The sequence below is a fragment of the Nevskia sp. genome, assembly GCF_051860985.1.
Taxonomy (GTDB): domain Bacteria; phylum Pseudomonadota; class Gammaproteobacteria; order Nevskiales; family Nevskiaceae; genus Nevskia.
The window spans coordinates 195,318-214,747 of record NZ_JBIMKV010000006.1 but is presented as its reverse complement, the minus strand read 5'-3'; the positions used below and the strand labels follow the sequence as shown (position 1 = coordinate 214,747).

14 protein-coding genes and 1 pseudogene are annotated in these 19,430 nt (G+C 65.7%); 13 read left to right on the top strand and 2 right to left on the bottom strand.

Features of this window, described 5'->3' with window-relative positions:
- The first annotated feature begins 526 nt into the window (after nucleotides 1–526).
- From ACTIGJ_RS08530 to ACTIGJ_RS08495, 8 genes and pseudogenes are all read left to right on the top strand, one after another.
- Complete coding sequence (locus ACTIGJ_RS08530; RefSeq protein WP_439639870.1) at nucleotides 527–709, top strand: hypothetical protein; 183 nt, start codon at nucleotides 527–529, stop codon at nucleotides 707–709.
- A gap of 81 nt (nucleotides 710–790) precedes the next feature.
- Nucleotides 791–1,726, top strand: a complete 936-nt coding sequence (gene ttcA / locus ACTIGJ_RS08525) for a tRNA 2-thiocytidine(32) synthetase TtcA (RefSeq protein WP_439639869.1) — start codon at nucleotides 791–793, stop codon at nucleotides 1,724–1,726.
- A gap of 7 nt (nucleotides 1,727–1,733) precedes the next feature.
- A complete protein-coding gene (locus ACTIGJ_RS08520) occupies nucleotides 1,734–2,669 on the top strand; it encodes a TraB/GumN family protein (RefSeq protein WP_439639876.1) in 936 nt (311 codons plus the stop codon).
- 21 nt (nucleotides 2,670–2,690) lie between these two features.
- On the top strand, nucleotides 2,691–4,451 hold the full coding sequence (locus ACTIGJ_RS08515; RefSeq protein WP_439639868.1) for an autotransporter assembly complex protein TamA: 1,761 nt from the start codon (nucleotides 2,691–2,693) through the stop codon (nucleotides 4,449–4,451).
- A 71-nt stretch (nucleotides 4,452–4,522) separates the two neighbouring features.
- Entirely contained in the window at nucleotides 4,523–8,440 is a 3,918-nt protein-coding gene (locus ACTIGJ_RS08510; RefSeq protein WP_439639867.1) for a translocation/assembly module TamB domain-containing protein, read from the top strand.
- A 1,047-nt stretch (nucleotides 8,441–9,487) separates the two neighbouring features.
- A complete protein-coding gene (locus tag ACTIGJ_RS08505) occupies nucleotides 9,488–9,844 on the top strand; it encodes a DUF6547 family protein (protein WP_439639866.1) in 357 nt (118 codons plus the stop codon).
- A 143-nt stretch (nucleotides 9,845–9,987) separates the two neighbouring features.
- A complete protein-coding gene (locus ACTIGJ_RS08500; RefSeq protein WP_439639865.1) occupies nucleotides 9,988–10,176 on the top strand; it encodes a hypothetical protein in 189 nt (62 codons plus the stop codon).
- Nucleotides 10,177–10,389: 213 nt separating this feature from the next.
- Nucleotides 10,390–10,785, top strand: a pseudogene (locus tag ACTIGJ_RS08495) (DUF4262 domain-containing protein); the annotation flags it as partial.
- A gap of 973 nt (nucleotides 10,786–11,758) precedes the next feature.
- Here the strand turns inward: ACTIGJ_RS08495 and ACTIGJ_RS08490 are convergent.
- Nucleotides 11,759–12,433, bottom strand: coding sequence for an alpha/beta hydrolase (locus ACTIGJ_RS08490; protein WP_439639864.1), 675 nt, complete (start codon nucleotides 12,431–12,433; stop codon nucleotides 11,759–11,761).
- Between the two features lie 119 nt (nucleotides 12,434–12,552).
- Between ACTIGJ_RS08490 and lptM the strand changes: the two genes are divergently transcribed.
- From lptM to polA, 3 genes are all read left to right on the top strand, one after another.
- Nucleotides 12,553–12,768, top strand: coding sequence for an LPS translocon maturation chaperone LptM (gene lptM, locus ACTIGJ_RS08485; protein WP_439639863.1), 216 nt, complete (start codon nucleotides 12,553–12,555; stop codon nucleotides 12,766–12,768).
- Nucleotides 12,769–12,786: 18 nt separating this feature from the next.
- The gene (gene lysA, locus ACTIGJ_RS08480; protein WP_439639862.1) at nucleotides 12,787–14,034 is read left to right on the top strand and encodes a diaminopimelate decarboxylase; all 1,248 of its coding nucleotides are present in this window, start codon (nucleotides 12,787–12,789) and stop codon (nucleotides 14,032–14,034) included.
- A 65-nt stretch (nucleotides 14,035–14,099) separates the two neighbouring features.
- Nucleotides 14,100–16,928 (top strand): DNA polymerase I, encoded by a 2,829-nt coding sequence (gene polA, locus ACTIGJ_RS08475; RefSeq protein ID WP_439639861.1) that lies wholly within the window; start codon nucleotides 14,100–14,102, stop codon nucleotides 16,926–16,928.
- A gap of 385 nt (nucleotides 16,929–17,313) precedes the next feature.
- On the opposite strand, the gene yihA is transcribed toward polA, so the two are convergent.
- Nucleotides 17,314–17,973, bottom strand: a complete 660-nt coding sequence (gene yihA / locus ACTIGJ_RS08470; RefSeq protein ID WP_439639860.1) for a ribosome biogenesis GTP-binding protein YihA/YsxC — start codon at nucleotides 17,971–17,973, stop codon at nucleotides 17,314–17,316.
- 80 nt (nucleotides 17,974–18,053) lie between these two features.
- Here yihA and ACTIGJ_RS08465 point away from each other — a divergent pair, with 80 nt between their 5' ends.
- Both ACTIGJ_RS08465 and ACTIGJ_RS08460 read left to right on the top strand, forming a co-directional pair.
- Nucleotides 18,054–18,683 carry a c-type cytochrome gene (locus ACTIGJ_RS08465; protein WP_439639859.1) on the top strand — a complete coding sequence of 210 codons (630 nt, stop codon included), beginning with the start codon at nucleotides 18,054–18,056 and terminating at the stop codon, nucleotides 18,681–18,683.
- 18 nt (nucleotides 18,684–18,701) lie between these two features.
- On the top strand, nucleotides 18,702–19,352 hold the full coding sequence (locus ACTIGJ_RS08460; RefSeq protein WP_439639858.1) for a thiol:disulfide interchange protein DsbA/DsbL: 651 nt from the start codon (nucleotides 18,702–18,704) through the stop codon (nucleotides 19,350–19,352).
- Nucleotides 19,353–19,430: the final 78 nt, after the last annotated feature.

The window sequence follows — 19,430 nt, the reverse complement described above, 5'->3', positions numbered from 1 at the left end:
AGCGTTCAATCTGAGCCAGGATCAAACTCTCCAATTAATTTAAAGCTAACTGGAACGCCCTCGAGCGCCTAAGCAGCTCAAGAGCCTGAGAGTCATCAACTACTCATTACTGACTATTGATGCTCCGTGATACTATTGGCTTGCACCAAAGCACCCGAAAGCACCCACAAAAATCACTTGTTGTTCTGTTAAAGATCTGGCTTCAGACCGCCGCGTTTCGCGTCAGGTCGTCAGCAGGGAGGCGAATTATAGGGCCTTTTTCTGCCCTGTCAACACTTTTCGAAAACTTCCGAAAACTGCTAACCCCCGCTTCCCTCCCCCAAAGCCGGTAGCCGACTCAAGGGACGCGGAGTATAGATCCCTTTCTTGTGCAGTCAACACTGCAACTGAAATATTTTCGGCCGGGCGCCTTTAGAGCGCTTCGATGCTGCTTGGAACTCACTTTAATTTTTGTTTCGACGCATCCCAAACGCCGATCGCAGATTCCCGCATTCATTGCTAGACGCCGCAACCCAACCGTATTGCCATGTCAGAACCTGCCGACGAGCACATGCCTGAAGATGAGGACGATCTGCCGCCCCGGCGGCGCTGGGTCAGAAGCAACGAGGTCTCGATGCTGGTGAAGCATATGCAGCGCGTGATTCCCGACGGCGAATGGGTTGCCGCCATTAGCAAGGCAGCGGAGCAGCCGCCTCCGTCCGACGATTGACGCTGATCTGGCGACTGGCGTTTCGACAAGCTCGCCGCCCGTCCCGCATCATTCGCTACTGCACTTTCACGAAGCCCGCGCATGTCTGCTGTGTCCTTGACCGACTTCCTGGCCGGTTCCGTCAATCCGGGAGCGGATCACGCCGGCCCGTCCGCCGTGTCGGAGCTTGCTCAACGCGAGCGGCTGGAACGCAACAAGCTGGTCAAGCGTCTGCGCCGGCAGGTTGGTCAGGCGATCACCGATTTCGGGATGATCCGAGACGGCGATCGAGTCATGGTCTGCCTGTCCGGCGGCAAGGACAGCTACACGATGCTCGACATCCTGCTGATGCTCCGGGACGCAGCACCGGTTGATTTCGAGATTCTGGCGGTGAATCTCGACCAGAAGCAGCCGGACTTCCCGGAGCATGTGCTCCCGCAGTACCTCAAAAGCAGGGGCGTTCCGTACCACGTCATCGAGCAGGACACCTATTCGGTCGTCAAGCGGGTGATCCCGGAAGGCAAAACCATGTGCAGCCTGTGTTCGAGGCTGCGGCGCGGTTCGTTGTATTCGTTTGCCGAGGCTAACGGCTACAACAAGATCGCGCTCGGCCACCACCGCGATGACATCGTCGCGACCTTTTTCCTGAATCTGTTCTTCAACGCCAAGATGGCGTCGATGCCGCCGAAGCTGAAGAGCGACAACGGCAAGCACATCGTCATCCGGCCGCTCGCCTACGTCCGCGAAACCGACATCATCGAGTACGCCCGCCAGCAGGCGTTTCCGATCATCCCCTGCAATCTCTGTGGCTCGCAGGAGCAGCTGCAGCGGAAACAGGTCCGCAAGATGATGGAAGAGTGGGATGCGCGCTATCCGGGTCGCATCGAACACGTGTTCTCGGCGATGCAGAACATCGCGCCGTCACAGATGGCGGATCGGAACCTGTTCGACTTTGTCGGGCTCGACGGCGACGCCCCGGTTCGGCACTGGCTGAAGCCGGATCGCGACGATCACGAACCGGGTAGCGATGCGGCTTGATCGCGTGATGCTTCGCCGTGCGCTGTCGGCAGTCATGCTGCTGATCTCGAGCGCGTGCCCGGCGATCGCCGATGCGCCGGCGTCGGCCTCGCCGTTCCTCTGGCAGGTGCGCGGTGCCAGTACAACGCATTACCTGCTCGGCTCGGTTCACCTGCTTCCGAAGGCGGCGGGGCAGCTGCCGGCCGGTATCCGCCAGGTCTTCGAAGCGGCCGACACGCTGGTGTTCGAAAGCGACATCGCTGCGCTGTCCAGTCGCGACGGCACCGCCACGATGCTCGATGCCGCCCGCGCACCGGACGGACTGAAAGGCGAGATCGACGCCGCGACGCTGGCCCGCGTGCGCGCCCGCATGCAGGCGCTGAAGATGCCAGCAGCGTTGTGCGAAGAGTACCGGCCATGGTTCTGTGCACTGTCGCTGGAACTGTTCGCCTACCAGCGCGCCGGGTTTCGCGGCGAGTTCGGGCTCGACCGACAGCTGTACGAATCAGCCCGCGACGCCCGGCGGCATATCGCCTGGTTCGAGGAGCCGCGCGCCCATCTGAGCCTGTTCTCGGCGATGACGCCGCCGCTGTCGCGGCAGTTCCTCGACGCGGCATTGTCGGAACGGAACCCGAAGAGCGATGAGCCGGTCGAGATGTACCGCGCCTGGCGCGACAACGACACGGAGCGGATGACCGCCGTGATTGCCGAGCTGAAGCGCGATTTCCCCGCCATCCACGAACACCTGCTGGCCCGCCGCAACCGGGCCTGGCTGCCCGAGCTGAAACGGCGACTGGCCGAGCCGCAGCGGCAGCTGTTCATCGTGGGCGCCGCGCACTGGCTCGGGCCGGACGGCCTGATCGCCGGGCTCGAAGCCGCCGGCTACACGGTGCGGCCGTATCTCGCGTTCGATCCCGCGCAGAGGGCCGAACGCCGTCCCGGCATCCAGATTGCCCGCCACTAGCAGGCCCTTGTCGATCCACCGATGCCGCGCTTCCTTCTGCTGGTTTCCATTGCCCTGCTGATGTCGCTGCCGGCCCGCGCCGGTATCGACGTCCGGGTCAAGGGCCTGGGGCCGGACGAGCGCGACAACGCCTACGCCAAGCTGTCGATCCTCGAATTCGCCAAGCGGACCGACGCCGACAAGGGCCACTACGACCAGGCCGACGTCGAACGACTGTTCCGCCAGGGCGAGCGCGAAATCCAGGAAGCCCTGCGGCCCTACGGCTGGTACAACGCCACGGTCACGATGAAGCTCAGCGGCAGCGCACCGGACTGGGTTGCCGAATACCGCGTCGACGCCGGCCCGCTGACCGCGATCAGCACCATCGACATCGAACTCACCGGCGAAGGCGCCGAGGAAGCGGCGCTGGTCCGCTACCGCAGCCGCACCTGGCCGCTGAAGCTCGGCGAGCGGATCAAGCACGAAGACTACGAAGCGCTGAAGACGCGCATCGTGCAGACCGCCTACAGCCTGGGCCTGCTCGACGCCAAGCTGACCCGCCGCGAGCTGCGCATCGACGTGCCGAACAATGCCGCCGAAGTGCTGCTGACGCTCGACACCGGCCGCCGCTACTACTTCGGCGACGTCACCATCGTGCAGGACGGCGACAAGCTGCTGCGCGACGCCTTCCTGCGTCGTTACCTGACCTTCGAACCCGGCGAGCCCTACGATCCGGCCAAGGTGCTCAGCACCCAGTTCGCGTTCAGCGATCTCGACTACTTCCAGACCGTCGATATCGAAAGCCGGAAGGACGAAGCCACCGATGCCTCGCCGCGCATCCCGATGGTGATCTCGACCACCGAACGCGCGCCGCGCAGCTACCGCTTCGGGCTCGGCTTCGGCACTGACACCGGTCCGCGCGCCTCGGTCGGCGCCGACTTCCGCCGTCTCAACACGCTGGGCCACAAGCTGCGCACCGATCTGCGGGTCTCGCAGCGCATCTCGACCGTGGTGGCCGAATACCGCATCCCGGTCGGCATCGTGCCCAGCGATTCGGTCAGCATCACTAGCCAGGCGCTGACCCAGGACTTCAGCGACGTCAAGGAAACGCTGTACCGGATCGGCACCAGCTACAACCGGCGCGGCAAGCGCTGGCAGCGGCGCATCTATCTGGAATACACGTTCGACGAGTACACCATCAAGGACAGCCCGCGGCGGCAATCGAAGCTGCTGGTGCCCGGCATCTCGATCGACCACACCGAGGGCGACGATCCGATCTTCCCGCGCGCCGGCTGGTACGCCTTCGTCGACGCCCACGGCGGCAGCACCGCGCTGCTGTCCGATACCAACTTCGTGCAGGGCACCGTCAAGTTGCGTGGCCTTCTGGAACTGCACCGCAGCCTGCAGCTGCGGGTGCGTGCCGACCAGGGCGCCACCTGGGTCGGCAGCTTCGACAACCTGCCGCCTTCGCAGCGCTTCTTCGCTGGCGGCGACGGCAGCGTGCGCGGCTACTCGTTCCAGTCGCTGGGCCCGCGCGACGCCAACGGCCGCGTGATCGGCGGACGCTACCTGACCACCGCCAGCACCGAGCTGGACTGGTTCTTCCTGCGCGAATACGGCATTGCCGCGTTCGTCGACGCCGGCGGCGCGGATGACACGCCGCTGGTCGCGCTGAGCCTGGGTGCTGGGCTCGGCGTCCGCTACCGCGCTCCGTTCGGCGCCTTCGCGCTCGACCTCGCCCATCCTTTCGATGCCGACCAGTCGCCGGTACGGCTGCATCTCGGCGTGCAGGTGGGCCTGTGAGCAGCGCCGCCGCCGCGCAGCCGCCACCGCCGCCAGCACGGCCGCGCCGCCGCTGGGGACGGGGGCTCGCCGTGGCCCTGCTGATCCCGGTGCTGCTGGTGCTGGCCGCTGTCGGCGCCGTGCTCGGCAGCGAACGCGGCCTGCGCTTCGGACTGGACCAGCTGGCCGCGCTCACCGATGACGCGATCCACGTCGGCCGGGTCCGCGGCCGCCTGCTCGATGCCGTCGAGCTGCGCGAGGTCCGCTACACCAGCAGCGACGGCCTGCAGGTCAGCATCGGCCGGGTGTCGCTGCGCCATCGGCCGCTGGCCCTGCTCGGCCGGCGTCTGCATGTCGAATCGCTGGCGGTCGACGGCCTCGACGTGCGGCTGGCGCCGCCGCCGCCGATTCCCGAGCCGGAAACCCCGACCGACCTGCCGTCGCGGCTGCCGCTCGATATCGTCATCGACGCGCTGGCGCTGACCGATTTCACCCTGCACGGCAGCGACGACCCGGCGACGCCGATCGTGGCGCTGGCCCGCAGCACGCTGGTCGGCCGCTGGATCGGCGATGCCATCACCGTCAGCGCGCTCGACACCACCGGCCTGCCGCTGACCGGGGCCCTGCATGCCGAGACGCAGCTGTCGATGCGCGGCGCGCAGATCGATTTCGAGTCGCTCAAGCTCAGCGGCCCCGGACAGCTGCAGGCCAGCGGCCGGCTCGGGCTGGACCAGGTCGCCAGCGACCTGAAACTCGCCTGGCAGCAGCTGCACTGGCCGCTGAACCTTGCTGACGGCACGCCGCCGCTCGCCGGCGATCTGGTCGGCCACGCCACGTTCACCGGCAGCTTCGACGCCTATCGCTTCGCGCTCGACAGCACCGCCACGCTGCAGGAGTTCGCCGCCACGCTGTCGATGGCCGGCAGCGGCAGCCTGGAGCAGGTCCACCTCGATGCGCTGTCGCTCGATGCGCTGCCAGTGGCACTGGCCAGCGCCGCGACGCCGCGCAAGACGCAGCGGCAGCCCGGTTCGGTCAAGGCCAGCGGCACCGTCGCCTGGTCGCCGAAGCTGCTGGCGACGATCGAGGCGGAATTCCGCCATGTCGACCCGGCGTGGTTCGTGGCCGATATCGCTGGCGACCTGAACGGCCGGCTCAGCAGTTCGACGACGATGGTTGGCGAGGAGCCGACGATCGCCTTCGACGCGCGCTTCGAACAATCCTCGCTGCGCGGCCAGCCGTTCGAGCTGCGCGCCAACGGCGTCACCGATACCCGTTCGGCCCGTCTGGAAGCGCTGAACCTGAAGGCCGGCCAGGGCGGTATCGACGCCCGTGGCACGGTTGGCTGGCAGCCGGCGCTGAACGTCGATGTCGAAGCCACCATCGCCCGGCTCGACCCGGCGATCGTGGCAGCGGACTGGCCGGGTGATCTGAACGGCAGCCTCAAGGCGCGCAACGACGACAGCCTCGACGGCCGGCCGATCCGCTTCGAGGCGCTGATCGACAAGTCGCGGTTGCGCAACTACCGCCTGCGGCTCGATGCCGCCGGCGTCGCGCGGATCGACGACGACGGCACCACAGTGACGCTCGACCGGGCCCGGCTGGATTCCGGCGGCACCACGCTGGATCTCAAGGGCCAGGTGACGCCGCCGTTCGCAATGACCGGCCGGCTCGACAGCCCGAACCTCGGTGCGCTGCTGCCGGAGCTGGCCGGCCGGGCGGCGATGAGCTTTGCGCTCGACGGTACGGTCGAGCAGCCGCATCTGGTGACCGACGGCAACCTGCGCGATTTCGCCTACGGCGAGCAGACGCTGGCGCGCCTCGACTGGCAGGGCGACATCGACCCGAAGGTCGACAGCTCGCGGCTCAGCGTCGAGCTGCGCAATGCCCAGCTGGGCCTGCACATCGACAAGGTGTCGCTGCTGCTGACCGGACTGGAGGTCTACCACCGGGTGCTGGTCGATGCGGTGACCGAACGCGGCAACGGCAAGCTCGGCCTCATCGGCGGTTTCGACCGGACCCGTGGCGAATGGGGTGGCGAGCTGAACCAGCTTGAGCTGAGCCCGGAGCGGATGTCGGCGTGGGCGCTCGACAAGCCGGCGGGCATCCTGCTGGGCCAGAAGCGCCGGGCGCTGGAACCGGCCTGCCTGAACGGCCGCGACGGCCGCGCCTGCTTCAATCTCGAACAGAACGTGCTGGCCGACGGCGCCCGCATCGGCTGGAACATCGATCGCTTGCTGCTGGCCGCGCTGCAGCCGTTCCTGGGCCCGGACCTGAAGATCGCCGGCAGCATCGACGGCGATGGCTTCATCAATTTCTCCGGCGGCGACCTGCAGCAGGCCAAGGCGGCATTGAACCTGCGCGACACCACCATCGAGCTGCCGGATGCGCCGACCTACCGGATCGAAACCGGTTCGGTGGTAGCCGATCAGGTCGACGGCCGGCTGGCCGCCAAGGCCGACCTGAAGCTGTCCGGTGCGGCGCTGGCGGCGGACGTCACCGCCGCGCCCGGCATCAACTTCATGGAACGCGCGCTCGGCGGCACCATCCGGCTCGACATCCCGAGTCTCGGCTTCATCGAACCGCTGCTGCCGCAGGTCGACAAGCTCGGCGGCCGGCTGGCCGGCGACATCGCGCTATCCGGCACCGTGGGCGACCCGCGCTATACCGGCGACATCCGGCTCAGCGACGGCCAGGCGCGGCTGGTGGTGGCCGGCATCGATCTGACCGAGCTGAACTTGCTGCTGAAGACGCGCGGCAGCGATCCGCTGGCGCTGGAAGGCAGCGTCAAATCCGGCGGCGGCCAGCTGGCGATCAGCGGCGAGGTGAATCCGTACAGCTTGCCGCTGACCGCCGACATCAAGGTCAAGGGCAGCGGCTTCCAGGCGATGAACACGCCGCAGGCGCGTGCCTGGATCGACGCTGACCTGCAGCTGCTACGCAATGCCGAAGGCGCGCGCCTGAGCGGCGAGCTGGGCGTGCCGCGCGCCGACATCACGCCGAAAGGCCTCGGCGGCGGCGGTGTCGATGCCAGCAGCGATCAGGTACTGGTCGGCGTGACGGTGCCGGAGAAGGAACCGCCGCTGAAGGTGACCGTCGACCTGAAGCTGGCGCTCGGCGACCGGGTGATGATCGAAGGCTTCGGGCTGAAGACGCGCATCGAAGGCGGCGTCAACGTCAGCCAGCGGCCGGGCTTCGATGCGATGGGCCGCGGCGAGCTGCGGCTGGTCGATGGCCGCTACCAGGCCTATGGCCAGGACCTGAGCATCGAGACCGGCCGGCTGATCTTCAGCGGCGGCCCGGTGACTACGCCGGCCGTCGACCTGTACGCGACGCGGCAGCCGCGCGAGGACATCAAGGTCGGCGTGCGGGTGCGCGGCACCCTGGCCAAGCCGGAGCTGAGCCTGCAGTCGAGCCCGAGCCTGCCGCGCGAGCAGCAGCTGTCCTGGCTGGTGCTCGGCCGCTCGCTGGAAAACAGCTCGACGCAGGACCGCAGCATGGTGTCCAGCGCCGCCCTCAGCCTCGGTCTCGGCGGCGGCGACTACCTGGCCGGGCTGATCGGCAAGAAGGTCGGGCTCGATGAGCTGTCGGTCGGCAGCGCAGCCGCCAACAACTCCGAAGTGGCCGCCAACGCCCAGAGCATCAGCGGCGCCCAGGGTGGCGCTGGTGCGGTCGACGCCGGTGCGCAGGCCGCACAGCTGACGCTCGGCAAGTACCTGACGCCGAAACTGTTCGTCAGCTACGGCATCAGCCTGTTCCAGGAGGGCTACACGTTCCGCATGCTGTACACGCTGGGCCGCGGCTTCAAGCTGTCGACCGAGTCCGGCACCGCCAGCGGCGGCGATGTCATCTACACCACCGAGCGCGGCAAGAAGACCGCCGACACGCCATCACGGCCGAGTCGAGATGAAGTGCCCTCAGCCGGCCCCGCACCGGACCCGACGCGTAGCCCGGATGCGATTCCGGCACCGGACCCCGTGGTGGAGCCGCAACGCGAGCCGGTGGCGCCTTAAGGCTGGGCTCGAAGCGAGTGGGTGTGCTCAGGTCGTCGGCAAACCCTTATCGCCAAGGCTGCGGAGGTCGAATCACGCGAATCTGGCACACCGCGTACACGGGGAACGCCTCGCGCTTGCCAAAAGGCTCGGCAACGCTTCCTGAGCGTGCAGTACTACACACGACAGGCCGAACGCGTCGATTGTTGCGGCTTCCTTCGCCAGATTATCCTGCGGCCAACAGGCGAGAAAATTCCTGGTGAGAATCAGTCCGTTGACTGGCCTCCGCCAGAATATCCAGCACGTTTCGCCAGATTATCGTGCGTTTCGTCACGATAACGTGGCAGGTTATCGTGCATTTTTGCAGCCGAATTGTAGTTAGCTCTACACGCGCTCAGGTCAACCCATGCGACGAGTAATACGTCTCGCCAACGCCGTACTCGCAGCATTTGTCACGATTATTGTGGTCATTGCGATCGGTGCGCATTCGCCGTATGTGCCCAATAGTGATGTACTGCCGCTAGTCTTCAAACTCGCCACGCTGGCGTTTCTCGTAGGTTGTCTAGCGGTCTTCGTCGGAGCCAAGAATCCCGATGGGTCTTCTCGGGGCATATCAGTTGTCAAAGAATGGTGGGCGGCCGGCAAGCGCCTAAAGCTGATTAAAATCCTGGTTAGCATCCCAGTTTTTTGCGCCCTAATTGGGTACGTCGTGGCGGCGCTGGCAGTCACTGCTCCCGCATTGCCAACTAAGTATTTGTCTCATGTATCGGATTCGTCGCACGCATTGTGCGTTCGCAGCGGAAGGGACAAAGTCAGAGGTTCATGGTCACTTTTAAAACTCGAATCAGGAGAGCTATGGAAGGTGGCGGGTGTCGGGAGGTTTTGCGAAGCAGGAGTTACCCGCAACTGCGAGGTGTATTACAGGAGGGGAGAGTATGGAAATTATGTTGACGCTATCCATTGCTCATAACGGTAGAGCTAACCACACACTGCAGCCGACGGTTCCGCCTCCGCTTCGCTCCGGCGTAACCGCGGCTGAGCGTAAGCGTTGGGCGTCAAGACATAGCCATGTCTACTGAACGACCTGTTGTGTATCGGGCTGTAATTGATGCCTTGGTCCGGATGTGCCGAGAGGGCCAAGGCCAAATAGGGGCCGAGCGTGCGCGTCGTGGCCTATGGAACAAGAACGCCACCTCGCCAGAGTTTGATGAGGACCAGTTCGCGTTTAACGAACTCCTGTCACGGCTTAACGAGCAAGACCGGGAGGTTCTTGCTCGAATGCTCGAGCAAGAGGTAACGACTGGTGTATTTGAAACACTCAAGGCTCTTGAGGAGCACGAGATACCGCCGTTCGAGGATGGGTATGAGGGTGGTCCATATCAAGACTTCGTCGGCAGAATGAACGGGTGGGAGTGGCCAAAGTGACCTCGCCCAACCAGGCACTCCAGCCGACCCACTTGCCTTCGCTTCGCTGCGGCAAGCGGTCGGCTGAGCTAAGGCGTTAGGGGTCTCCATTGGTTTTCTTCGCCATATCTCGCGCGGCCTTCGAGAGCTACTCTGAGCACGGCATGCGTGCGCAGCTGTGGGTTTGCGCAGGTGTTATTTCGGCCGAAGAACTGGCAACCCTGCGTGCTGGCAATGTCGATGTCACGGACTTCGATTACACACTTGAGCCTGACGACTGGGTGGGGATAAGCGGCGCATTGGAAACAATCCGCGAGCACCATCCTTCGCATACGGTATGGGTCGGGCTATGAATTCTCGGGCGACGCCAAGCCCCCTAACAGGCCGCTGCATCCGAGCGCCTTCGGCGCCGGCTGAGCGGCGGCGTTACGCCTCACGATCCACTTCAGTCGCTCCCGACCAGAATGCAATCGCCAGACACGAAGCGCCGGCCTTTGCCGACCAATGACTACGAGCGCGCGCTGTTGCAGAACATTGATTCGTTTGGCTGACAATGTACAAGCGTTGCTCCTCGCGTCGCAGACGAGGGAGAGTCGTTCAGCTGCACGGTGGGTTTATATCGGTCGTATGGCACGTCTGAACTGATACTTGTAGGACTTCCGGGCAAAACTGCCCATGCCATCTTCAGTATCTACGTAGACCGGCTCCGCGCGGGAGATCCAATCTCGCTCGATGCGACGAGCGACGCCCTGCTTGAAGGCTATCCCTGCGTCTTTGTTCCGACATCCAGAGAACGGTACTGCCAGTATTTGCTTTCGGCGCTCTGGTACTACGCCGAGACTGATTTCCCAGTTCACCAACTCGTTTACCCTGACCGCGAGGGTCGGTTTCCCTGGCAGAGTGAGGCTGCTCCTGCGTTCCGTTTGCAGCAACCTGTGCTTGGCCGCGTCAGTCAAGCGTAACTCCCCGCTAACCCCCGACTCGCTACGTCAGGCGGTGCAAGTCCGGTCCGCGCCACTCGCAGCATCGTCGCAACCCGTGCACACACCACCTGCCGTCCGCGGTCAGCTCGGCTCAAACGTCAAGGCGCACCCGTGTCCGTTTGGCTACGTTCCAAATTCAGCATCGACTGCATTCTCGAGGTCCACAGCGAACGATTCCGCGTCCGCAGCCTCTCTGGCGAACTGCTGCTCGAGTTCGAGCCGATACTCGCTTTGGATCGCGAAACACGGGTGGTATCGATCGGTATGCCCATAGCGCCTGCGGCCGTGGAGACGATCGCCCCCTACGCCGCGCCAAGCCGGGTTGCCGAGCACCGTCGGGTCGCTGAACTGCTACTGCGGCACGCCTACTCCAAACTATCCTGGACAGCAGGGTTCTGGCCCGCACCGGGCGTAGTGATGCATGTCCCGCCGGACGCCAGAAATCGTGCCCGATACATCGACGACAAGACACTGGAATCCCTGTCGACAACGGCGGGTGCCAGAAAGACCGTGATCTACAGAGGAACATCGCTATCGGTAGACGAGGCCGGGCGCCTTCTCCGTGTCGCCTAGCGCCGCGTTCGAGCGGACGGGGTTGGCGCAGAGCACGGTTAGGGCGGGTCGAGACCCGCCGCGTTGCCAAACGGAATCAATCCCGCGGCGATCTTTTACCGCCTAAGGCACACACCGCGGCGTGCCACGTCGCTGCGTCTTTGGCGACAGCGGCCGTGTGCGTTAGGCGGGCAGTAGCGCATCGCTCGGGTACAGCAGCGCGATGCGGAACGAGGCTATCGCCGGGGATGAACGATCCCGGATTTCGCTGCGCTCCGTCCGGGCTACGGTCGGGCCAAGCTGCTCGCGCTTGAGCGAACGGCGGAAACGCCGAGCGGCGTCCTACGCGCCAGCGCGCTTGTTACCGACGAAGGTGCTGCGAGCGATGGGTCGCGCCGCCTCAGGCCAGTACCCGCCCGAGCCATGCGGAAATGTCGTCGATCTCCTCGGCGCAGACCGCATGGGCCATCGGGTAGTCGTGCCATTCGACGTTCATGCCCCAGCTTTTCAGGCCGTCGCGGCTGTCGGTGCCCATTTTCAGCGGCAGCACCGGATCGACCCGGCCGTGGCACATGAGCACCGGCGTGGCCTTGGCGGCGTCGGTCAGTTCCTTCGGCAGCGTGTCGTGCAGCGGCAGGTAGGTGGACAGCGCCATCGCCCCGGCCAGCGGTTCGGCCAGGCGGCAGACTGCGTGCAGGGTGATCGCGCCGCCCTGCGAGAAGCCGGCGATCACCGTGCGCTTGGCGGCGATGCCGGCCGTGCGCTGCTCGGCCACCAGCCGCATCACCGTGGCGGCCGATTCGCGGATGCCGGCGTCATCCTGCAGGTCGCTGCGGGTCAGGCTCTTGATGTCGTACCAGGCGCGCATCCGCATGCCGCCGTTCAGGGTCACCGGACGCACCGGCGCGTGCGGGAAGATGAAACGCACCTGGCGCTGGGCCGGCAAGCGCAGTTCCGGGACGATCGGCACGAAATCGTGGCCATCGGCACCGAGGCCGTGCAGCCAGATCACCACGGCGTCGGCCGGCTGGGCGGGTTCGACGATGACGGCTTCAGCGGTTTCGCGGGTCTTCAAGCGGGGCTTCCGGTGGACGGTGGATCGGCGCGGGCGATTGTGTCGGCGCCCGGGGCCTGCGGCAACGGCTGCTAAACTTCGCGCCCTGCAGTATCTCGAACCGCCCCCGAGGTGCCCCGATGTCCGCTCGCGCCCTGCCTGCCGCCCTTCTGCTTGCCGCCGCCGGGCTTTCCAGCGGCTGTGGCCAGACCGGCCCGCTGCACCTGCCGGCCGATGCGCCGAGCCGCGAGGGCTACCTGATTGGCAGCAACCCGAACGCCAAGAAGAAGGCGAACCCGGCACCGGCGGCGACGCCCGCTGCCGAGCCGCCCGCCGAAGCACCTGCCACGCCGTAATCCGTTCCGAAGCACCCCATGGATCATTTCGAATATCGCGACGGCGTGTTGTGCGCCGAAGGTGTGGCGCTGTCGGCGATTGCCGCCGAACACGGCACGCCGACCTACGTCTATTCCCGCGCGACGCTGGAGCGCCATTACCGCGCTTTCGACCGCGCACTCGACGGCCTGGCCCATCAGGTCTGCTACGCGGTCAAGGCCAATTCCAATCTCGCCGTGCTGCAGGTGCTGGCGCGCCTCGGCGCCGGTTTCGACATCGTCTCCGGCGGCGAGCTGCAGCGCGTGCTCAAGGCCGGTGGCGATCCGGCCAAGGTGGTGTTTTCCGGCGTCGGCAAGACGGCGGCGGAAATCGAGCTGGCGCTGAACGTTGGCATCTACTGTTTCAACGTCGAATCGGAAGCCGAGCTGCATCGGCTGTCGGCGATCGCCACGCGCATGGGCAAGACCGCGCGCATCGCCTTCCGGGTCAATCCGGATGTCGATGCCAAGACCCATCCGTACATCTCCACGGGCCTGAAGGAAAACAAGTTCGGCGTCGACATCGCCGAAGCCGAGCGGCTCTACGCGCTCGCCGCAACGCTGCCGGGCATCGAGATCGACGGTGTCGCCTGCCACATCGGCTCCCAGCTGCTGGAGCTGTCGCCGTTCCTCGATGCGCTGGACCGGGTGCTGGCGCTGATCGACCGGCTGGCGGCGAGCGGCATCGAGCTGCGGCATCTCGACGTCGGTGGTGGTCTGGGCGTGCGCTATGACGACGAAGTGCCGCCATCGCCGAGCGAATGGGCCGACGCGCTGAAGCCGAAGCTGGCCGGCCGCAAGCTGGTGGTGATGACCGAGCCGGGCCGGGCAATCGCCGGCAATGCCGGCGTGCTGCTGACCAAGGTCGAGCTGCTGAAGCCGGGCGCCCACAAGAACTTCGCGATCATCGACGCCGCGATGAACGACCTGATCCGGCCGAGCTTCTACGACGCCTGGCACGCCGTGCTGCCAGCCGAGCCGCGAACCGATACGGATGCGAAGACCTGGGATCTGGTCGGCCCGGTCTGCGAAACCGGCGACTGGCTGGCCCGCGACCGCGAACTGGCGCTCGCCGAAGGCGATCTGCTGGCCTTCCGCACCGCCGGCGCCTACGGCTTCACGATGAGCAGCAACTACAACACGCGCGGCCGGGCCGCCGAGGTGCTGGTCGACGGCGCCGCCGTCCATGTCGTGCGCGCGCGGGAAAGCTTCGACGATCTGGTGCGCAACGAAGCGCTGCTGCCGTGATCGCGGCGCCTGCCTGAGCCACCGGCTCAGGTAGGCTTGGCGGCCTGCTTGCCGAGGCCGATGCCATGTCCGATGTCCCGCTGAAAGCGCACCCGCTGGTCCTGATCGACGCCTCGGGCTGGCTGTTCCGCGCCTATCACGCGCTGCCGCCGCTTTCGAACATGCAGGGCGAGCCGACCGGGGCGATCTTCGGCATGGTCAACATGCTGAAACGACTGCAGAAGGACTACGCGCCGGAGCACATCGCGGTGGTGTTCGATGCGCCCGGCCGGACCTTCCGCGAAGACATCTACGCCGACTACAAGGCGAACCGCGATGCCACGCCGCCGGACCTGCTGCACCAATGGCCGATCATCGTCGAGATGGTCAAGGCAATGGGTTTGCCGACCTTGTCGGTGCCCGGGGTCGAAGCCGACGACGTGATTGGCACCTTGGCGAAGATCGGCGAGGCCGCCGGCCACGAGGTGCTGATCGTCACCAGCGACAAGGACATGGCGCAGCTGGTCAACGACCGGGTGAAGCTGGTCGACACGATGAAGAACCGGGTCATGGACCCGGCCGGCGTCATCGAGAAGTTCGGCGTGCCGCCGGCGCGGATCGTCGACTACCTCGCCTTGATCGGCGACACCAGCGACAACATTCCCGGCGTGCCGAGCGTCGGCCCGAAGACCGCAGCCAAGTGGCTGAACGAATACGGCTCGCTGGATGCGATCATCGCGAATGCCGCCGAGATCAAGGGCAAGGTCGGCGAGAAGCTGCGTGATGCCATCCCGCAGATTCCGATGTCGCACGATCTGGCGACGATCCGCTGCGATGTCGCGCTACCGCTGACCCTGGAACAGCTGGTGCCGGGGCCGGCCGACAAGCCGACGCTGGCGGCGATCTACAAGACCGCCGGCTTCCACCGCGTGCTCGAGGAACTGGGGCCGATCGACACGGCGGCGGCGGCGTCAGAAGCCGCGACGCCGACCGCAGCGGCAACGCCAGCCGGCACCGAAGATGCGCTGGTGGTACCCCCGGAATCGACGCCCGACGCGCTGCCGCCCTCGGTGCCGACCGCTGCGGTCGCCGTGCTCGACGAAGCAGGCTTCGCCGATATGCTCGCGAAGCTCGAAGCTGCCGAGCTGATCTGTGTCGACACCGAAACCGATGCCCTCGACGCCATGCAGTCCGGGCTGGTCGGTCTGGCCTTCGCCACCGAGTCCGGACATGGCTGGTACGTGCCGCTGACCCACGATTATCTCGGCGCGCCGAAGCAGCTCGATCGCGCGTCGGTACTGGCGCGGCTGAAGCCGCTGCTGGAAGACCCGAAGCGGCCGAAGGTCGGCCAGCACATCAAGTACGACCTCAACGTGCTGGCCCGGCATGGCGTCGAGGTGCAGGGCGTGGCCTACGACACGATGCTGGAAAGCTATGTGCTGGACGCCGCCGGCAATCGTCACGACATGGACACGCTGGCCGAACGCTACCTCGGCCACAAGACGATTTCGTTCACCGACGTCGCCGGCAAGGGCAAGGGGCAGCTGACCTTCAACCAGGTGGCGATCGACGAGGCGACACAGTATTCAGCCGAGGACGCCGATATCACCTTGCGGCTGCATCAGGCGCTGCACCCGAAGCTGGCCGCCGATCCGGCGCTGCAATCGGTGTTCGAGCAGATCGAGATGCCGCTGGTGCCGGTGCTGGCCGCCATGGAGCGGGCCGGTGTGAAGGTGGACGCCGCGCTGCTGGCGCGGATCAGCACCGAACTGGCCGCCCGCATGGACGAGATCCGCAGCGAGTGCTTCGCTGCCGCCGGCGGCGAGTTCAATCTCGGTTCGCCGAAGCAGCTGCAGGTGATCCTGTTCGATCAGCTGAAGCTGCGCGTGGTCAGCAAGACGCCGAAGGGCGATCCGTCGACCGCCGAGAATGTGCTGGAGGAGCTGGCCGACGAGCATCCGCTGCCACGGCTGATCCTCGAATGGCGCGGCATGTCGAAGCTGAAATCGACCTATACCGACAATCTGCCGAAGCAGATCAACCCGCAAACCGGGCGCATTCATACGTCCTATCACCAGGCGGTGGCGCAGACCGGACGGCTGTCATCGAACGATCCGAACCTGCAGAACATCCCGGTGCGCACCGCCGATGGCCGGCGCATCCGCCAGGCCTTCATCGCGGAACCCGGCAACGCGCTGCTGTCGATCGACTACTCGCAGATCGAGCTGCGGCTGATGGCGCATTTTTCCGGCGACGAACGCCTGCAGGACGCCTTCCGGCGCGGCATCGACATTCATCAGGCCACCGCCGCCGAGGTGTTCGGCCAGCCGCTGGAATCGGTCAGCGCCGAATCGCGCCGCTCGGCGAAAGCGATCAACTTCGGGCTGATCTACGGCATCTCCGCGTTCGGGCTGGCCAAGCAGCTGGGCATCGCCCGCAGCGATGCGCAGGACTACATCGACCGCTTCTTCGCCCGCTATCCCGGCGTCAAGCAGTTCATGGATGGCACCCGGGCGCAGGCGCATGCGCGGGGATATGTCGAAACCCTGTTCGGCCGCCGTCTGCATCTGCCGGACATCCACAGCCGCAATGCGGCGCAGCGGCAGTATGCGGAGCGCACCGCGATCAATGCGCCGTTGCAGGGCACGGCGGCTGATCTGATCAAGCGGGCGATGATCGACGTCGCCGCCTGGCTGCCGGCGAACGCGCCGGATCTGCGGATGATCCTGCAGGTGCACGACGAACTGGTGTTCGAAGGTCCGGCCGCTCAGCTGGAAGCCTTGGCACCGCAGATCGCGCAACGGATGTGCGCGGCAGCCACGCTGGCGGTGCCACTGGTCGCCGACTACGGCATTGGCCCGAACTGGGACGCGGCCCACACCGCCACCGGCCACGCCAGCAGCGCCTCCGCCTGATTTCGAGGCGGCGCCCGGAAACAACAAGGCCGATCCCCCCGGATCGGCCTTTTTTACCTCGCCCCGCTTACCAACCCCAGAATTCGGTGTTGCGTTCCGAAAAACAATTCCTTGTCATTCAATCGCTTGCGCTTTTTCCAGCGGCTTCCACGCGATTTTTGATGCCGGCCGTCGAACTTATTCCACGACCGATGAGTCTGATATTGCGAATGGTGACTCCCTTCCCATTCCCCGCCCCCACTCCCTGGGCGGGAAGTCCGGTTCCCCCAAGCCGGCACTCGTTGCCTGGCAGGTTCCCCCGACCTGCTAGGCATTTTTTTGCCCGTTCGTTTGGTGACCTGCCCGCATCGTAACCAGCGACGCGGGCACAGACAAACGCCTTCTGTCAGACCGAGGTGACGATCGTGCCGTCGACCGGCTCGGCAAGGCCGAGCCACTGATCCAGCTTCGCGCGCACTTCCTCAACACCGGTTCGGGCAGTCGACGAGAACGCCTGCACGGTCATGCTGGGATCGAAGTCCTGCAGTTCGCGACGAACTTTCAGCACGGTGTTCTTGCCGGCGCCGAAGCTGAGCTTGTCGGCCTTGGTCAGCAGGATGTGTGCCGACAGCAGCCGATCGCGACACCATTCCAGCATCTGCACGTCGAGCTCGGTCAGCGGATGACGGATGTCCATCACCACGATCACACCCTTGAGCGTCGTGCGCTGCTCGACGTAGCTGCCGACCAGCGCGCCCCAGGCGTTGCGAACGGCGATCGGCACCTGCGCGAAGCCGTAGCCGGGCAGGTCGACGAGCCGTGCGCGGCCGTCGAGATCAAAGACATTGAGCAGCTGCGTGCGGCCCGGGGTCTTCGACACCCGCGCCAAGCCGGTCTGCTGGCAGATCAGGTTGAGTGCGCTGGATTTGCCGGCGTTGGAACGTCCCACCAGCGCCGCTTCCGGATGCCCATCGTCCGGCAGTTGTGCCATCCGGGCAGCCGACAGCACGAAGCGCGCACGGGCGTAGAGATTGGGCGCAGCGGCTTTCGTGGTGTCCGGGGTCATCGTGTAAGATTCGCGCTCCAATCGCTCATTATGCGCGTAGTGCGGATGTCGCTACGCGCGCTTGCCTGCCGGAGTGTTTCATGAAGCGTGTTCTGCTCGCCCTTGCCCTGTCCCTGCCTGCCGCAGCGTTCGCCGAAGGCGCAGCCTCGGACCCGTTCGTCAAAGGCGATGCCGCTGCCGGCGCGGCCAAGGCCGCCGTCTGTGGCGCCTGCCACGGCGCTGGCGGCAACGGCGGCGTCAATCCGGCCTGGCCCAAGCTGGCCGCGCAGGGCTCGAAGTACATCTACACGCAGCTGGTGGCGTTCAAGTCGGGCAAGCGCAACAACGCCGTGATGGCAGGCCAGGCGGCCGCGCTGTCGGAGAAGGACATGGCGGATCTCGCCGCCTACTTCGCTGCCCAGCCGGCAGTGCCGGGCGTGGCCAGCGAATCGGCCGTGTCGGTTGCCCAGAAGCTGTACCGCGCGGGTGACGCCTCGCGCGGCCTGCCGGCCTGCGCGGCATGCCACGGCCCGAAGGGCGCGGGCAATCCGGCGTCCGCATACCCGCATGTTGCTGGCCAGAACGCCGGCTATGCGGCGTCGTCGCTGCGCGCGTATCGCGCCGGGGAACGCGGTCAGGAAGGCAATGGTCAGATGATGGCCGCCGTCGCGAAGCATCTGACCGATGCTGAGATCGACGCCCTGTCGTCCTACCTCTCGGGTCTGCAGTAAGACCCACCCAGGAGTCCCATGCGTAACCTCAAGACCCTCGTCACGGGCGGCCTGCTGGCCGTCACCGCGCTGTTCAGCGCCGCCTGCAGTGCCGCCGATACCGGCAGCGGCGGTTTCCAGGCGGGCAGGGATTACACCGAGGTTCCGTCACCGCCAACGCCGGCCGATCTGAAGCGGATCACCGTCGAGGAGTTCTTCTGGTACGGCTGCCCGCACTGCTTCTCGCTGGATCCGGCGGTCGAGCAATGGCGGGCCAGCAAGCCGGCCGATGTCGACTTCACCCGCGTGCCGAACACACTGGGCCGGCCGGAAGGGGAAGTGCATTCGCGTGCCTTCTACATCGCACAGACGCTCGGCATCCTCGACAAGACGCACAAGCCGCTGTTCGATGCCATCCATGTCCAGCATCAGCCGATGAACAGCCTGGAAGCGATCCGCGCGCTGTATGTCGCCGTTGCCGGCATCAAGCCGGTCGACTTCGACGGCATCGCCGGCAGCTTCGTCGTCGATTCCGGCATGCGCCGGGCCGAATCGCTGGCGCGGACTTACGTGATCCGCAGCGTGCCGAACGTGGTCGTCGGTGGTCGCTATGTGGTGGCCAGCCAGCCGAACACCTTCAAGATCGTCGATTTCCTGATCGACAAGGTCCGCAAGGAACGCGGCAACTGATACACCATCTGCGGCGGCCAGGGTCCCTGGCCGCGCTTCTGATCCTGCTCGCCAACGTCTCGCAGCCGTGTCACGCGG

What these genes read in the sequence shown, in the direction of transcription:
- yihA (WP_439639860.1), bottom strand. Translation starts at nt 17,973, where the DNA reads ATGACCCCGGACACCACGAAAGCCGCTGCGCCCAATCTCTACGCCCGT.
- ACTIGJ_RS08500 (WP_439639865.1), top strand. Translation starts at nt 9,988, where the DNA reads ATGCGTGCGCAGCTGTGGGTTTGCGCAGGTGTTATTTCGGCCGAAGAA.
- ACTIGJ_RS08530 (WP_439639870.1), top strand. Translation starts at nt 527, where the DNA reads ATGTCAGAACCTGCCGACGAGCACATGCCTGAAGATGAGGACGATCTG.
- lptM (WP_439639863.1), top strand. Translation starts at nt 12,553, where the DNA reads ATGTCCGCTCGCGCCCTGCCTGCCGCCCTTCTGCTTGCCGCCGCCGGG.
- ACTIGJ_RS08460 (WP_439639858.1), top strand. Translation starts at nt 18,702, where the DNA reads ATGCGTAACCTCAAGACCCTCGTCACGGGCGGCCTGCTGGCCGTCACC.
- ACTIGJ_RS08505 (WP_439639866.1), top strand. Translation starts at nt 9,488, where the DNA reads ATGTCTACTGAACGACCTGTTGTGTATCGGGCTGTAATTGATGCCTTG.
- ACTIGJ_RS08520 (WP_439639876.1), top strand. Translation starts at nt 1,734, where the DNA reads ATGCTTCGCCGTGCGCTGTCGGCAGTCATGCTGCTGATCTCGAGCGCG.
- polA (WP_439639861.1), top strand. Translation starts at nt 14,100, where the DNA reads ATGTCCGATGTCCCGCTGAAAGCGCACCCGCTGGTCCTGATCGACGCC.
- lysA (WP_439639862.1), top strand. Translation starts at nt 12,787, where the DNA reads ATGGATCATTTCGAATATCGCGACGGCGTGTTGTGCGCCGAAGGTGTG.
- ACTIGJ_RS08465 (WP_439639859.1), top strand. Translation starts at nt 18,054, where the DNA reads ATGAAGCGTGTTCTGCTCGCCCTTGCCCTGTCCCTGCCTGCCGCAGCG.
- ttcA (WP_439639869.1), top strand. Translation starts at nt 791, where the DNA reads ATGTCTGCTGTGTCCTTGACCGACTTCCTGGCCGGTTCCGTCAATCCG.
- ACTIGJ_RS08515 (WP_439639868.1), top strand. Translation starts at nt 2,691, where the DNA reads ATGCCGCGCTTCCTTCTGCTGGTTTCCATTGCCCTGCTGATGTCGCTG.